The organism is Pseudoalteromonas sp. Z9A5 (assembly GCF_011378875.1).
In the GTDB taxonomy this organism is placed as follows: Bacteria; Pseudomonadota; Gammaproteobacteria; order Enterobacterales; family Alteromonadaceae; genus Pseudoalteromonas.
The window spans coordinates 43937-59535 of record NZ_WTLC01000018.1 but is presented as its reverse complement, the minus strand read 5'-3'; the positions used below and the strand labels follow the sequence as shown (position 1 = coordinate 59535).

The 15599-nt window shown below is 37.8% G+C and carries 13 protein-coding genes; 9 read left to right on the top strand and 4 right to left on the bottom strand.

What is annotated here, in order from left to right; genetic code table 11:
• Positions 1-9 precede the first annotated feature (9 nt).
• The 4 genes from GQR56_RS11020 to GQR56_RS11005 all read left to right on the top strand — a co-directional run bounded on the left by GQR56_RS11020 (position 10) and on the right by GQR56_RS11005 (position 4884).
• Positions 10-2322, top strand: coding sequence for a methyl-accepting chemotaxis protein (locus tag GQR56_RS11020; protein ID WP_166111316.1), 2313 nt, complete (start codon positions 10-12; stop codon positions 2320-2322).
• Positions 2323-2410: 88 nt separating this feature from the next.
• A complete protein-coding gene (locus GQR56_RS11015) occupies positions 2411-3241 on the top strand; it encodes a protein-glutamate O-methyltransferase CheR (RefSeq protein ID WP_166111313.1) in 831 nt (276 codons plus the stop codon).
• Positions 3225-3842, top strand: coding sequence for a chemoreceptor glutamine deamidase CheD (gene cheD, locus GQR56_RS11010; protein WP_166111310.1), 618 nt, complete (start codon positions 3225-3227; stop codon positions 3840-3842). Before GQR56_RS11015 ends, cheD begins: the two co-directional genes overlap by 17 nt.
• Before the next feature lie 10 nt (positions 3843-3852).
• The gene (locus GQR56_RS11005; protein WP_166111307.1) at positions 3853-4884 is read left to right on the top strand and encodes a chemotaxis response regulator protein-glutamate methylesterase; all 1032 of its coding nucleotides are present in this window, start codon (positions 3853-3855) and stop codon (positions 4882-4884) included.
• A 12-nt stretch (positions 4885-4896) separates the two neighbouring features.
• Here GQR56_RS11005 and GQR56_RS11000 read toward each other — a convergent pair whose 3' ends face one another.
• A complete protein-coding gene (locus GQR56_RS11000; protein ID WP_166111304.1) occupies positions 4897-5922 on the bottom strand; it encodes a polysaccharide deacetylase family protein in 1026 nt (341 codons plus the stop codon).
• Between GQR56_RS11000 and dinF the strand changes: the two genes are divergently transcribed.
• Positions 5902-7236: an MATE family efflux transporter DinF gene (gene dinF, locus GQR56_RS10995; protein WP_166111301.1), complete on the top strand. Its 1335-nt coding sequence runs from the start codon at positions 5902-5904 to the stop codon at positions 7234-7236. The two genes, GQR56_RS11000 and dinF, sit on opposite strands and share 21 nt — an antisense overlap.
• Before the next feature lie 14 nt (positions 7237-7250).
• Here the strand turns inward: dinF and GQR56_RS10990 are convergent, their stop codons facing one another.
• Together GQR56_RS10990 and nfuA are read right to left on the bottom strand one after the other, a co-directional pair.
• The gene (locus GQR56_RS10990; protein ID WP_024610290.1) at positions 7251-7520 is read right to left on the bottom strand and encodes a hypothetical protein; all 270 of its coding nucleotides are present in this window, start codon (positions 7518-7520) and stop codon (positions 7251-7253) included.
• Between the two features lie 9 nt (positions 7521-7529).
• Positions 7530-8105, bottom strand: coding sequence for a Fe-S biogenesis protein NfuA (gene nfuA, locus GQR56_RS10985; RefSeq protein ID WP_007584966.1), 576 nt, complete (start codon positions 8103-8105; stop codon positions 7530-7532).
• 146 nt (positions 8106-8251) lie between these two features.
• On the opposite strand from nfuA, the gene GQR56_RS10980 reads away from it, so the two are divergent.
• Positions 8252-10804, top strand: coding sequence for a M14 family zinc carboxypeptidase (locus GQR56_RS10980; protein ID WP_166111298.1), 2553 nt, complete (start codon positions 8252-8254; stop codon positions 10802-10804).
• A 714-nt stretch (positions 10805-11518) separates the two neighbouring features.
• Positions 11519-13639, top strand: a complete 2121-nt coding sequence (locus GQR56_RS10975) for a TonB-dependent receptor (protein ID WP_024610288.1) — start codon at positions 11519-11521, stop codon at positions 13637-13639.
• Between the two features lie 68 nt (positions 13640-13707).
• Here GQR56_RS10975 and GQR56_RS10970 read toward each other — a convergent pair whose 3' ends face one another.
• Positions 13708-14385 (bottom strand): ComF family protein, encoded by a 678-nt coding sequence (locus GQR56_RS10970; RefSeq protein ID WP_166111295.1) that lies wholly within the window; start codon positions 14383-14385, stop codon positions 13708-13710.
• Between the two features lie 74 nt (positions 14386-14459).
• On the opposite strand from GQR56_RS10970, the gene bioH reads away from it, so the two are divergent.
• Together bioH and GQR56_RS10960 are read left to right on the top strand one after the other, a co-directional pair.
• Positions 14460-15197: a pimeloyl-ACP methyl ester esterase BioH gene (bioH, locus tag GQR56_RS10965; protein ID WP_166111292.1), complete on the top strand. Its 738-nt coding sequence runs from the start codon at positions 14460-14462 to the stop codon at positions 15195-15197.
• Between the two features lie 90 nt (positions 15198-15287).
• Positions 15288-15596, top strand: coding sequence for a hypothetical protein (locus tag GQR56_RS10960; protein WP_166111288.1), 309 nt, complete (start codon positions 15288-15290; stop codon positions 15594-15596).
• Positions 15597-15599: the final 3 nt, after the last annotated feature.

Below are 15599 nucleotides of genomic sequence, written 5' to 3'. Positions count from 1 at the left end.
GTGATGAGCATGGGATGGTTTAGTAATCTAAAACAGTCAAAATCGAGTAATGATTTAATTGTCGATGCATTAAATAAATCATTAGCTGTGATTGAGTTTGAACCAAACGGCGTAATAATTACTGCTAATGCTAACTTTCTTAGCGTAATGGAATACCAGTTAGAAGAAGTTCAAGGACAGCACCACTCTTTGTTTGTTGACACTGATGAAGCGCAAGGTAGTGACTATAAAAGTTTTTGGCAGCGTTTACGTAATGGCGAATTTATGTCGAATGAATTTAAACGCTTTGGTAAAAGTGGAAAAGAAGTATGGATACAAGCTACATATAATCCAATTGTTGACGATCAGGGGCAAGTTTTAAAAGTTATTAAATTTGCTACCGACATTACAGAACAAAAGCTCAGTGCAGCAGAGGCTTCGGGGCAAATTAATGCAATAAGTAAATCGCAAGCTGTTATAGAGTTTAATTTAGACGGCACTATTATTGATGCCAATGATAACTTTTTAAATGCACTTGGTTATCAGTTAAGTGAGATTAAAGGGCAGCACCATAGATTGTTTGTTGAGCCAGATTATGCAGTTAGCAATGAATATAAAGAGTTTTGGGGCAAACTTAGTCGTGGTGAATTTGATTCAGGCGAGTATTTACGAATAGGTAAGCAAGGGCAAGAAGTTTGGATTCAAGCATCTTATAACCCAATTTATGATATGAACGGGAAACCGTTTAAAGTGATTAAATATGCATCTGATATTAGTGCACAAAAAGAGCTTGAAAAAATCTCTCGAAAAGCAGCTGATTTGGCTAATGCATTAAAGGTATGCCAAGCAAATGTGATGATTGCAGATGAAGACCTTAATATTGTATTTGTGAACGACCGTGTGCAGCAAATGTTTAGAGTACGTGAAAAAGAGCTGCAAACGGTGTTGCCAGGCTTTTCTGTCGATAATTTAATTGGGACATGTGTTGATGATTTTTATCAACACCTTGCACATCAAAGAGATATATTAAAAAACCTAAATGAATCACACAAAGCAGAACTACTTTTAGCGGGAGTTACTTTTAATTTAATAACTTCACCTTGGATTAGCCAAGAGGGCAAAAAGTTGGGCACAATTGTTGAGTGGGAAGATAGGACGGCTGAAGTTGCTATTGAGAAAGAAATTGCGGAGTTGGTTAGTTCTGCTGGAAATGGCGAGCTTGAGATAAGAGTTATTGAAGAGGGCAAAAGCGGGTTTTTCTTACGTTTGGCGCAAGGGTTAAATAGCCTAGTTGAAATTGTAGATGATGCAGTTGCCGATACCGCGAATATGCTTGATGCAATGGCAAATGGAGATTTATCAAAACGTATAGAAAATGATTATAAAGGCTCATTTGATAAGCTAAAACGTGATGCTAACGCAACGGCAGATAAGTTAACCGAAGTAATAAACCGTATAAATTCATCGGCTATGCTAGTTGCAAGTGGTGCTGAGGAAATATCTCAAGGCAATACCGATTTAAGCCAGCGCACAGAAGAGCAAGCTTCGTCACTTGAAGAAACAGCTTCAAGTATGGAGGAAATGACTAGCACAGTTCGTCAAAATGCAGATAACGCTAAAGTGGCAAACAATTTAGCGGAAGAAACCTGTGAAAAAGCGATTAAAAGTGGTGAAGTTGTTAATAGAGCAGTGATAAGTATGTCGGCTATTAATGAGTCGAGCAAAAAAATTGCAGACATTATAGGTGTCATTGACGAAATAGCATTCCAGACTAATTTATTAGCATTAAATGCAGCTGTAGAAGCAGCAAGAGCTGGTGAACAGGGCAGAGGCTTTGCCGTAGTGGCAGGTGAGGTTCGTAACTTAGCACAACGCTCTGCAGGTGCAGCTAAAGAAATTAAAGATCTAATAAGAGATAGTGTAGGTAAGGTTGCCGATGGATCATTGTTGGTAAATGAATCAGGCGATACGTTAAAGGAAATTGTTGTATCGGTACAAAGAGTGGCACAAATGATTTCTGATATTACCGAAGCATCTGAAGAGCAAAGTGCGGGTATTGAACAAGTAAACAAAGCAATTTCACAAATGGATGAAATGACCCAGCAAAATGCAGCTTTAGTCGAGCAAGCATCTGCTGCGGGAGAGTCAATGGCGGAACAAGCTAATGAAATGCGTAGATTGCTACACTTTTTTTCGTTAGGGCCGCAAGATGTAGAAATGTTTTCACCGACGATGCGCACCCCTGAGTTGTCTCATAAGCCACAGAGCAGTTATACCCGTAATAAAACTAAAACAAGAGGTGACAACTTTGTTGACTCTGCAGATGAATGGGAAGAGTTTTAAAGCATTTTTGTTTTAATTTTTTCTAAAATACTCGCTACAAATTAAGCACAGCGAGGTATTACTCTTTGAATTTAATTAAGAGCCAATAATGAAAGCGTTTTTATTTACCGATAAAGATTTTAAAGAAATTGCGAGTTTAGTTTATAACGCATGCGGCATTGTATTAGGTGAGCATAAGCGAGAAATGGTTTACTCGCGACTAGCAAGGCGAATTAGAGAGCTGAAGCTAGCAGATTTTAAAACGTATTTAGAGTATTTAAAAGAGCATAAGGATCGAGAGTTTGATGCTTTTATAAATTCGATTACGACTAATTTGACGTCTTTTTTTCGTGAGAATCATCATTTTGAATTTATTAAAGCCCAGCTAGCTCCGACACTTTTAAAGGCAAATAAGCAAAGTAAACGTATACGAATTTGGTCAGCAGGCTGCTCTACAGGTGAAGAGCCCTATAGCTTAGCGATGACATTACAGGAGCTATTTCCAAGTGATTGGGATGTAAAAATTTTAGCTACTGACTTAGATTCAAATGTATTAACTAAGGCTCAAAATGGTATTTATACGGCGGCTAATGTTAACGGGCTTAATAGCAAACAGCTAAAACGGTGGTTTTTAAAAAGTAAGGATGGAGAAAGCTATAAAGTAAAACCTAAGTTGCAAGAATTCATATCATTTAAGCGTTTAAATTTATTACAAGAATGGCCAATGAAAGGAAAGTTTGATCTGATTTTATGTCGTAACGTCGTAATTTATTTTGATAAAGAAACGAAGGATCAGCTTTTTAAGAGGTATGGCAATATATTGAATGAGCGAGGGTACCTATTTTTAGGTCACTCAGAAACTATGGGTAAAGAGCATAGTCAGTTTAAAAATTTAGGAAAAACTATGTATCGAAAAACAGATAATGTACACGCAGTTTAAACCTGTCCTCGCAGGTTTTGAACACGTTAAGCGATACTGGGATTCGAGTCGTGAGAGTGTCATTGCGAAAGTGTTACCTGGCGAATTTTATGTTTCTAAGAATGATGAACTTATTTCTACTGTACTTGGTTCGTGTATTTCAGCATGTGTCTATGATGACAAGTTAGGTATAGGCGGCATTAATCACTTTATGTTGCCAATACAAAAAGGATTTGAATCTAACAACGCACACAGTCTGAGTTGCCGATATGGTAATTGGGCTATGGAGTATTTAATTAATGAAGTACTTAAAAATGGGGCTTCTCGTGATAATTTAAAAATAAAACTGTTCGGTGGTGGCAAAATAATTAGTGCGATGAGCGATATTGGGCTGGGTAACATTAGTTTTGCAAATGCCTATATTAAAGAAGAAGCATTAAACTTAGTTGCGCATGATATGGGAGGGCACTGGCCACGAAAAATTTTTTTTCATCCCCATACAGGAAAAGTTCAAATGAAAAAACTAAAGAGTTTGCACAACAGTACGATTGAAAAACGTGAGGCTCGTTATTTACAAAACCTTAACAAACAAGAAGTAACGACTGATATTGAACTGTTTTAGGAATGCGGACATGATTAAAGTATTAATAATTGATGATTCGCCTCTAATTAGAAGGCTACTAACAGAAATACTACAACAAGCAGAAGATATTACTGTGGTTGGTAGCGTAGAGGATCCTTTCGAAGCTCGCGAAATGATAAAAAGACTCAATCCAAATGTACTTACATTGGATGTAGAGATGCCGAAAATGGATGGAATAAGTTTTTTAAAAAATCTAATGCGTTTAAGACCAATGCCAGTGGTAATGATTTCGACTCTAACTCAAAAAGGCTCACCAATTACATTAGAGGCTTTAGAGCTAGGGGCTATAGATTTTATTGCAAAACCCACCACAAATATAAAAGAAAAATTTAGCCAGTATGCTTATTTAGTACAACAAAAAGTACGAGTTGCTGCTAATGCAAGAGTAAGAAGCTTTAAAAAAGCTGCTGTAGTTAAAGAGCCATTATTACCAAGCCTCCAGTTTTTACTTAATAAAGTTATTGCTATTGGCGCCTCAACAGGTGGCACAGAGGCTATTAAAGAGGTGTTAGTTACAATGCCTGAGAATTGCCCACCAATAGTCATTACTCAGCATATTCCTCCGGTATTTAGTACTTCATTTGCTGAGCGAATGAATCGTATATGTACAATAAATGTTAAAGAAGCAGAGCATGGCGATAAACTTCGTGCTGGTTGGGCTTATATCGCACCAGGAGGGCTTCATTTAAGTATTAAAAAGCAAGGCATAAGCTTGTATTGCCAGCTTGATGATGGCGAGCTAGTTAATAGGCATAAACCTGCTGTAGATGTGTTATTCAATTCATTAATTGAAACGGGTGCTAAAAATGTAATTGCAGCAATACTTACTGGTATGGGAAGTGATGGCGCTAAGGGGCTACTAGCATTAAAGCAAAACGGTGCTTATACCATAGCACAAGATGAGTTTTCGTCAGTTGTTTGGGGTATGCCAAAAGCGGCTATAGAGTTAAATGCCGCTAATGAAGTTGTGTCGCTGGAGAAAGTAACCCAGCGACTATTAAATCAGGCAATAAAAAAATAGTTTGTACGTCGTTTATTGAATAACCCAAGGTTGCGAGAACCAATAATAGCTACTCGGCTTCTCGATTGAGGGTGCAGTACAGTTAAAGCGAGAGCGGCCTTTATGAAGTGCTTTAGGTGAAGTTACTTCAACTGTATTTTCATTTATCCACGTTAAATTTGCCTGCCCAACGCTTGAAACATAACAAGCAAATTGTGTTTTATGAAAATCACCCATTTTAAACTCAATAGTTAATTTTGGTGGGTTTTGTGTAGTAACGCTGTCTATGTAAGTAAGCTTTGCAATATTAAAAGCGTGAGAGTTTAGTTTAGTGGTTAATGTATCTAATTTGCTATAAAAACCGGATGCAGGAAAACGCGGTAAACGGCTAAAGTTAGAGTCTTTATTCACAGCCCCTGAGTGTTGACCAATACCAACAAAACCAAGCTGTGTTACTAATGCTTGAAGTTCGTTATTAAACTCGCCATAAGGGTAAGCTAAATATTTGTAATCTTGTCCTATTTCTTCTTTTATACGTTTTTGTGAATCGAGTATGTCTTGCTTAATACGCTCTTGCCATTGCGCATCTGTTTCGTTATCAAGCTTAATGTGTAAGTAGTCATGCTGAGCACTGTGGTTTGCAATTATCACCCCTTTTTTAGCGAGTTCTTTGAGTTTATCCCACCCCATTACATAGCTCATACCTTCGTCTATTAATTTAGGGTTTACAAAAATAGTGTACGGGTAGCCAAACTTTTCTAAAATTGGCGCTGCTTGATCATAATTATTGTTATAACCATCATCAAAGGTGATGGCGACAGTTTTCTCAGGTAAGGTTTGCCCTTGCTGCAAAGCCGAAATTAACTCATTTAGTGGAATAACGTTAAAATTATGCTCTTTTAAATAACTTAAATGCTTGGTGAAGGCATCTGCACTGATGCTTGTGACCGCAGGTAGGGTTTCACTAACATGATGATACTGTAAGATGACGGCTGCTTGAGCACGTAAAGATATGCTAATGAGGGTAAATAATACTAAATGAAACAATTTTTTATACATAATAAGGCGCACCATAAAAGCCTGCTGTTGTTAGCCGGTCCGATGATACTATCAAATATTACTGTGCCTTTGTTAGGAATTGTTGATACAGCTGTAATTGGCCACTTAGGGAGCGCTCATTATTTAGCGGGTATTGCGCTGGGCTCTGCTGTTATTTCTATTTTATTTTGGTTAGCTGGATTTTTAAGAATGAGCACAACCGGGATGGTTGCTCAGGCTTATGGAAAAAACGATCTAACCCAATTAGCCGCTTTACTTAAACGTAGTTTATTACTTGCAAGCATTGTTGCCGTATTACTTATCGCTTTATCTCCTTTAATAAAGCACGCTATTGCATTTTTATCTGCTGCAAATAGTGATGTACTTACTCAAGCGTATCAGTATTTTAGTATTCGTATTTTTAGTGCTCCAGCAGCTTTATGTAATTTAGTGTTGCTTGGTTGGATGCTAGGAGTGCACTACGGACGAGGCCCCTTTTATTTATTATTAGTGACCAATATTGTAAATATAGTGCTCGATATTTACTTTGTTGTTTATCTTGATTGGGCGGTTGCTGGCGCGGCTTGGGCGTCACTTATTGCGGATTATACAGCTTTAGTGTTTGCACTTTTTTTAGTGGTTAAATTAGCTAAAAAACAAGGGATAGAATTAAGCGTACCTAACTGGTTTAGCCTTAAAAAAATGTCTGCTTTATTGAGCTTGAATCGCGATATTTTTATTCGCTCTTTAATATTGCAATTATGCTTTAGTTTTATGACATTTTATGGTGCACGTATTGGCGAAACTACGTTAGCGGCTAATGCAGTATTATTAAATTTTTTAATGTTAGTGAGCTTCGCACTAGATGGTATTGCCTATGCGTCAGAGGCAAAGGTAGGGCACGCTAAAGGACAGAAAAGCGTAACTAATATAGAGCTTTGGGTGAAAATAAGTGTGTTTTGGGGAATGTTATTTGGTTTAGTATATAGCCTATTTTTTGCAATATTTGGGCGCTATATAATTACACTTTTAACTAATGTACCTGAGGTTATTAACGAAGCTACATTATATTTACCTTGGATAATTGTATTACCGTTACTTGCTATGAGTTGTTTTTTGTTTGATGGTGTATTTGTTGGACTAACTCGCGCAAAAGATATGCGTAACAGTATGCTACTTTCGGCGATTGTTGGTTTTTTTGGTGTGTTTTTGGTGTTTCATCAGTGGGAAAATAATGGACTATGGCTTGCCATGAGTTGCTTTATGTTGATGCGAGGCGTGACGTTAATTTTTAAGTACCAAAAGTTAAAAGTAAATAATCAGCTACTAGATTAAATACGTTTAGTAGGTTACTTCCATAAATCGGGATCGTGATTTTTTGGACCTATACCTTTAATAACTTGTGAAAATCGATTTGCAAAGATGCCGCTGTAACCCCAAGCTGCAAAAAACAGAGCAGGAACTAAAATCACAACACCAATAATTTGCAAACTGTAATGGGTGTAGTACCCAATAGATATAAATATCACGGCTAGCACAAACAGTGCTAGACCGCGAAAAAAGCGCTTTAAACTCAGTTTAGGGTTACTTCCTAAACGGTAGATAATTGGCTTTAACATTTATAAGGCTTAATAGTAAGAATGATCGCCCGCTTCGTGTTCTGTAATATCAGCAACACCGGTGATTTCTTCAAACTTCGCTATCATTTCTTTTTCAATGCCTTCTTTTAGCGTTACGTCGATCATAGAGCAACCGTTACAACCACCACCAAACTGAAGTATAGCAATACCTGCAGCTGTAATTTCAACAAGGCTTACTTGACCACCGTGGTTAGCAAGTTGTGGATTTACTTCGGTTTCTAGCATGTGCTGTACACGCTCGTTTAGCGATGCATCGTTACCTATTTTACGCGCCTTTGCATTAGGTGCTTTTAGCGTTAACTGAGTACCCATTTTGTCGGTAACAAAATCGATTTCAGCTTCTTCTAAAAATGGAGCACTTTCTGCATCTACAACGGCATCAAAACCGTTAAAGTTTAGGCGAATATCGCTCGCTTCTACAGCGTCTTCTGGACAATAAGACACACCACATTCCGCTTGTGATGAACCAGGGTTTACAACAAACACACGGATATTAGTTTGTTGTGATTGATCTGCTAATAGTTTAGCAAAATGCGCTTGCGCTGTTTCGGAAATAGAAATCATAAAACCATCTATACTTGACTAAATTACTCGGATACTGCGTATCATACTCCGCTCATCGTGTTGCGGCTAGTGTTGAGCGTAAAAAGTTGGCATCTATTTTAAGCAATGGTAGCGTGCAAACAACGAACATTTTTTGAGTAATTTATATGCGTTTGGTATTAACATTAATGGTGGTATTGCTTAGCTTTTCAAGTGTAGCTAAACCACTTTCGTATTATTTTGAGCAAGATGTAAAGTTTGATCCCACAATTCCAACTCCCGAAGAAGTACTTGGTTATCAAGTAGGAGAGTGGCATGTGAGGCACGATCAGCTCGTACGTTATATGGAAATACTTGCGCAAAAAAGTGACCGTATAAATTTTGAAGTGATTGGTCGCACGCATGAACAGCGCCCGCTTGTAATGCTAACAATTACTGCGGCTAATAAGCTATCAAACATAGAACAAACACGCCAAGCTCATCTGGCACGTTTAAGTAATAATAATGACAAAGCCCAAGATGAACCCGCTGTTGTGTGGATGGGTTATAGCGTTCATGGTAATGAATCATCAGGTAGTAACTCATCATTGCTGGTGGCTTATTATTTAGCTGCAGCTCAAGGCGATGAAATAAATAATCTGTTAAATAACACGGTTATTTTACTCGACCCATCACTTAATCCAGATGGCTTGGCGCGCTTTGCTAATTGGGCAAACAGTAACCGTGGAATGAACTTATCAAGTGACCCTAAAACCCGTGAGCATGTTGAAAACTGGCCTAGCAGCCGTACTAACCACTATTGGTTTGATTTAAATCGCGATTGGCTACTGCTACAGCATCCTGAATCGCGTGCACGTATTGCTAAATTTCATCAGTGGAAACCAAATATTTTAACTGACTTTCATGAGATGGGTCCAAACAGCAGTTACTTTTTTCAACCAGGTATTCCAAGTCGTAAGCACCCTATAACACCTGATGAAAATGTTACCTTAACAAAGGCAATTGCCAACTATCATGCAAAAACCTTAGATGAAAACAATGCACTTTATTTTACAGAAGAAAGCTTTGACGATTTTTACTATGGAAAAGGCTCAACTTACCCAGATGTAAATGGCGGCATAGGCATTTTATTTGAACAAGCAAGTTCTCGCGGACATATTCAAGAAACCATAAATGGACCTTTGAGCTTTCCCTTCACTATTAAAAATCAACTGTTAACGAGTTTATCTACCTTTAAGGCAGCAGTTGATAACCGCCAAGCGTTATTGGATTACCAAGCTAAATTTTATAATCAGGCTACTGATTTAGCCAGCGATGAAAGCTTTGAAGGTTATGTTGTTGAAGGTGCAAGCGACAACACCCGTATTGAGTACTTTTTAGAATTATTAAAGCAGCATCAAATTAACGCTTACCCACTTACTAAATCATTAAAAGCAGATGGTAAAAATTTCAGTACGCATAGTTACTTTGTACCATTAGCACAACCGCAATATCGTTTGGTAAAAGCGATTTTTAGTGAGCAAAAAAACTTTGCTGATAATACTTTTTACGATGTATCTGGCTGGACATTAGCGCATGCGTTTAATCTGCCATTTTCTAAAGTTAAAAGTAGTTGGGGATTAAAGGTTGCTGATAAAGCATGGGAAAAAGTAGCAACTCCATCATTTGCTTCACTCACAGAGGGTTATGCATTTGGTTTTTCGTGGGATGATTATTTAGCACCTAAAATGTTAAACAGCTTATTACAGCAAGGTATAAAAGCACGTGTAGCGCTAAAAGCATTAACGGCTAAATCAACATCAGGAGAAATTAATTTTAAACCTGGAAGTATTATTATACCGGCGGGTCTACAAACAAATACAGATTGGATTACCTTGCTAAATAAAGCACAAAATGAGTTTGGCATTGCAATTAAACCAATTACATCAGGCTTAACAAGCAAAGGAGCCGATTTAGGGTCGCGATCAATGGCGGTTGTTAGTGCTCCAAAAGTACTGCTTATTGGCGGGCAAGGCGCAAGCCAGTACGAAGTAGGCGAAGTGTGGTATTACCTAGATCGCTTTGTAGGTGTAGCGCCAACAATTGTTGAAATGAATCGCTTTAGTTCACTCGAGTTAAGTGACTACAGCCATATTGTGCTTGCTCATGGCAATTACAATAGCTTATCTGACGCTGACAAAGTGGCAATTAAAAGCTGGGTAAGAAAAGGCGGCGTTATTTGGGGTCATAAAGGTGGTGCTAAATTTTTAGCTGATCAGCAACTACTTAAAGCAAGCTACCTATCACGACAAGATGTAGCGAGTGCATTTAATACAACAGGTTTAAGTTATGGTGATAAAGATCATTTAGCAGGGCGTCAGCGCATTGCAGGTGCCATTTTTAATACGAATGTAGACTTAACACACCCACTTACATTTTCACTTAACCGCAATACATTGCCCGTATTTAAAAATAGCACGTGGCTACTTGAAGCGTCAGACGCACCGTTTGTAAATGTACTTACGTATACTAAAAAGCCATTGTTAGCGGGTTTTACCGATGCTGTTAATGTTGAGCAGGTTGCTGGTGGTGCTGGCTTAATTGCGCACTCATATGGACGAGGCACAGTGATTGGTATGACCGACGACCCTGTATTTAGAGGATATTGGTATGGTACTAGCCGACTACTAAGCAATGCTTTATTTTTTGGACATACTTTTCGTGCTAATGGTGAGAGATAATAAAAAATAATAGAAGGCTCTTATTACTCCTTAAATTTAAGAGCCTTTATTAATCGTTAGAATTACTATTGATTACGAAATTTTAAATTTTCTTTAAAAGTAGTTTTATAAGCAGGCACAGCCTAATATCGAATTACGATGGGTAATCTATTTCCATGAAGTTATGAGTGTTCAGAGTCTTTATAGTGCGAGGTAATTGCATTTATTGTTCTATCACGCAGTGTATTTAGTAAAGTTGCATGAGCATTATTTAACAAATAATGTATTTATACGACGTAAAAAGTGAATTAATTTATCGACACATTTAATGGTAATGTTATATTATATCCACAATGCGCATATTTATTTTACATTCACTAAGAAGCCAAACAACACTGTTGAAATATATACTGGTGGTTTTTCTGCTTCTCAGTATATCTTCGGGTTGGCACAGCACTGTTCATGTATTAAAAACAGATCAACAATGCGAGCTATGTTTAGGTCATCTTGATTTAGAGCAGTCTATACCTGCCAAAATAACCCTTTTTGAATCTGACATAAATTATTTTTCTTTTATAACGTTAAATATTCTGCAATGCCATACTGAATTTGTTGCGATTACTGGAAATAGAGACCCTCCTACTTTTATCTAAAATTAACCTGTTAAACGTATTTTTAATACTAGCTATCGCTCGATAGCTAGTGAGTTTTAATGTGTATTTTAGAGATCACAATATGAAAAATAACTATTCTCCACTTGTTTTAGCTTTATTAGCGGCTGTAAGTAGTAGCGCGTATGCTGCTGAAAAAAACATTCAAAAAGATGAAAGTGATATTGAAAGAGTGCTGATCACATCATCTCCACTAAAGCGCACAGTGCTTGAGTCGAGTACGCCTGTGACCATTCTTAGCGGTGAGGCATTAGATCAAAATCAAGCTGCAACGCTAGGAGAAACCTTAAAAAACGTACCTGGCGTACACAGCTCTTATTTTGGTCCTGTTGCGAGTAGCCCTATTATTAGGGGTTTAGATGGACCGCGAATTAAGGTTGTACAAAATGGATTAGGTGCATCTGATGCGTCGCGAGTAGGTCCAGATCATCAAGTTGCAACAGAAACCTCAACAGCAACTCAAATTGAGGTTTTAAGAGGACCAGCAACCCTTTTATACGGGAGCGGTGCGATTGGCGGTGTTGTAAATGTTGTTGATAACCGCTTGCCATCTGAAAAGCAAGAAGGGTTAAGTGGAGAAGTATTTGCACAATACGACAATGTTGCTGATGCAAAAACAATCTCAACAGATTTAAACGCAGGCTCAGGAGATTTTGTATTTCATATAGATGGTTATAACCGCAGCACCGACGATTATAAAATTCCTGTACCGGCTGATATAGATGAGGACGGCGGGAGTACTACACTTGCAAATTCAGCTATTGATTCAAGTGGTTATAATCTTGGTACTGGTTGGATAACTGATGATAACCGTGTTGCATTTGCATACGGACATATGGAATCAGAGTATGGTTTGCCAGGCGAAGAGGGTGTGTTTATTAAATTAAATCAAGACCGCTATCAAGGCGTTGTTGATTGGAATAATTTAGATGGCTTTATTAAATCAGTGCATTGGCAAAATGCTTATACTGATTACGAACACTCTGAGATAGAGGGCACTGAAATTGGCACAACTTTTAAAAATGAAAGTATAGAATCTAGATTATGGGCTGAACATGCGCCAGTTTATGGATGGAAAGGAGTTGTAGGTCTGCACTACAACAAAAGTGATTTTGAAGCTATTGGCGAAGAAGCTTTTACACCACCGACTAAAACAGACAGCATTGCTGCATTTTTAATGGAAGAACGAGAAGTAGGCCCTCTTTTATGGCAATTAGGTACTCGTGTTGAGCAACTAACGCATAATGTAGATAACGATTTCTTTTCTGATCTTAGTCCATCAAATACTATTTCATTCGATAACAAAGATTACACCGCTGTATCTGGCTCAGCAGGGGTTGTTTGGAGTATAAACAACAATCACTCTTTAGCCTTTAATTATGCTTACTCACAGCGAGCCCCATCGGCTTCAGAGATGTTTTCATATGGACCTCATATTGGATCTGGGACTTATGAAATAGGTGGCGTTTTTGAGCTCAATAGCGACAATGGTCAATATAATGTAGTTCAAACCGGTGAAAGCATGGATAAAGAGGTCTCGAATAATATAGACATTACTTATCGCTATAATGCAGACACATGGAATGCCAGCGTTAGTGTGTTTAATAATGAGATTAATAATTATATTTTTGAAGATTTTACAGATTTAGTTATCAGCGATGGTGCCTTTATCACATCAGCTGACTTTGAGGAGCAAGTTGCTATATCAGGTGAACCAGATGAAGAAACAGATGGTTTACCGGTTGTTTTGTTTTCCCAGCAAAACGCACGCTTATACGGCTACGAAGCACAAGTTGATTGGCATTTAAATGATGACTGGCGCTTAGAAGTATTTACTGATTATACACGTGCTAAATTAGATGCAGGCGGTAATGTACCAAGAATGCCGCCAATGAGGTTTGGCTCATCTGTGCATTACGAGTATGGAAATTGGCATACTGAAGTAGAAGTTATCCGAAATAGTAAACAAGATAAAATAGCCGAGAATGAAACTAATACAGATGGTTATACTATGCTTTCTGCATCAGCTAATTATTACTTAGATTTAGGTGATGTTGATATGACAATATATATCAAAGGCGATAATTTAACGGATCAAGAAGGGCGGGTACATTCTTCATACTTAAAAGATGAAGCACCTTTACCTGGTCGTTCAGTTAGCTTGGGTGTAAGAGCTCGCTTTTAATCGTTAATAACTAACCATTAAAATCACTAGAGCAAGTGAGTCGCTATAAAGGGTGATACTCACTTGCTTTAAATAGGTGTTAAACACGTTACAAAAGCCCAGACTTGTTTAGCACCTGCTTTTTTTAATGCGCTAGTCGCAGCATTGAGTGTGGCACCGGTGGTCATAACATCGTCAATAATAGCGACAGTTTTACCGCTCATATCTTTTGTACATATAAATGCATTTTTAAGGTTTTTAATACGCTTGGCTTTAGATAGCTTAGATTGTGAATATGTTTTTTTACTACGCACAAGCGCATTGTTCGATGATAATAAGCCTGATAGACACGGTTGCCAAACCTGTGTTACTTGATTAAACCCACGATTTAGAAATCGACTTTTATGTAATGGTAAAATAATAAAAATATCAGGTAGAACAGCCTCATGAGTAAAAAACTGCACTAATTGCTTTTGTATAACTTGCTGTAATGCCTTTTTATAATGAATTTGATTATTAAATTTTAGTTGTTTAAGCCACTGTTTAAATGGGGATTGATAAAATGCACATGCAAATAACTTATCAAACTCGCAGTTAGGAAACATCTCAATAATATCGGGGCGATGCAGTAAGTTAGTGCGCTCACTTAAATCAAACAATGGTAAGTCTTCTAAGCAGTAATTGCATAAGCCTTGTGATGCATTAATGATGTTTTCGCATTGCACGCAATAAGATGGGAAGAGCCAGTCAAAAATAGCTTTTTTCATTGGTTAACACCGCACATTGCAATCATCTTTTTAATCGTTATTATGAGCCTAAGTTTGGTCAAGATTATGCAAATATGCAAAACGAGTTAGTATTATTACATGGCTGGGGAATGAATCAGGGGGTGTGGCAGTTAGTACAACCTGAGTTTGAAGTTTTATATTCAGGAGAAGTGCGTAGCCTTGATTTACCAGGATTTGGGAATAGTGTTACCTGCCCGAACCCTTATACATTACATGATGCGGCAGTACTTTTAAGTGACCAACTAAAACCACAATCTATTTTAATGGGTTGGTCGTTAGGTGGGCTATTTGCATTGTATATTGCTAAGCATTGGCCCGAAAAAGTATCAAAAGTAATATTGGTTGCATCAACGCCATTTTTTGCAGAGCAAGAAAGTTGGCCCGGAATAAAAGAAAAAGTACTCGCGCAATTTAAAGAACAATTAGTTAATCACCCTGAAAAAACGATTGAACGTTTTTTAGCTATTCAAGCAATGGGTAGTGAATCTGCTCGCGATGACATAAAGCAACTTAAACTACTGCTAAAGCAATACAATCCACCAAAAGACGGAGCGTTGAGTGGTGGCTTAGATATATTACAAAATGAAGACTTACGAGAATTATTTGCAAGTTGTCCGGTCTCTATTAAAGCTGTATTTGGTCGTTTAGATGCCTTGGTGCCATATAAAGCAATTACAGAAATGGCAGCCCTAAATGCTGAGTTTGAGTACGTAATACTTGATAAAGCGTCGCATGCGCCATTTATTTCTCATAAAAGTGAGTTTTTATCTGTCGTTAAATCAATGTTTTAAAATTGAGGTAAGAATTGCTCGGTTTAAAGCTTTATTTTGTGCATAACCTGAGCGATAATTAAACAATGTTTATTTGGTGGAGGCTTTAATATGCCAATCGGATCTGTATTTAATAACGGTGTTGAAGGGTTTAATCGTGCCAGCCAAGGTATTGAAAAAGCCAGCGCAGAGATTAATCGCGCCAATATTGAGGAGCAAGACGATGCGCAATTAGCGCAACAACGTCAGCTCACTGCAGCACGTCCAGAGGAAGCCATTACAGCACCTGTCGCACAACCTGCACGTATTGATGAAGCGCTTGTAAACTTAAAAGTTGAAGAGTTTAATACTAAAGCCAATACGCAATCGATTCAAACTGCCGATGATGTTCTTGGCACGCTAATAGACATTAGAGTTTAATAT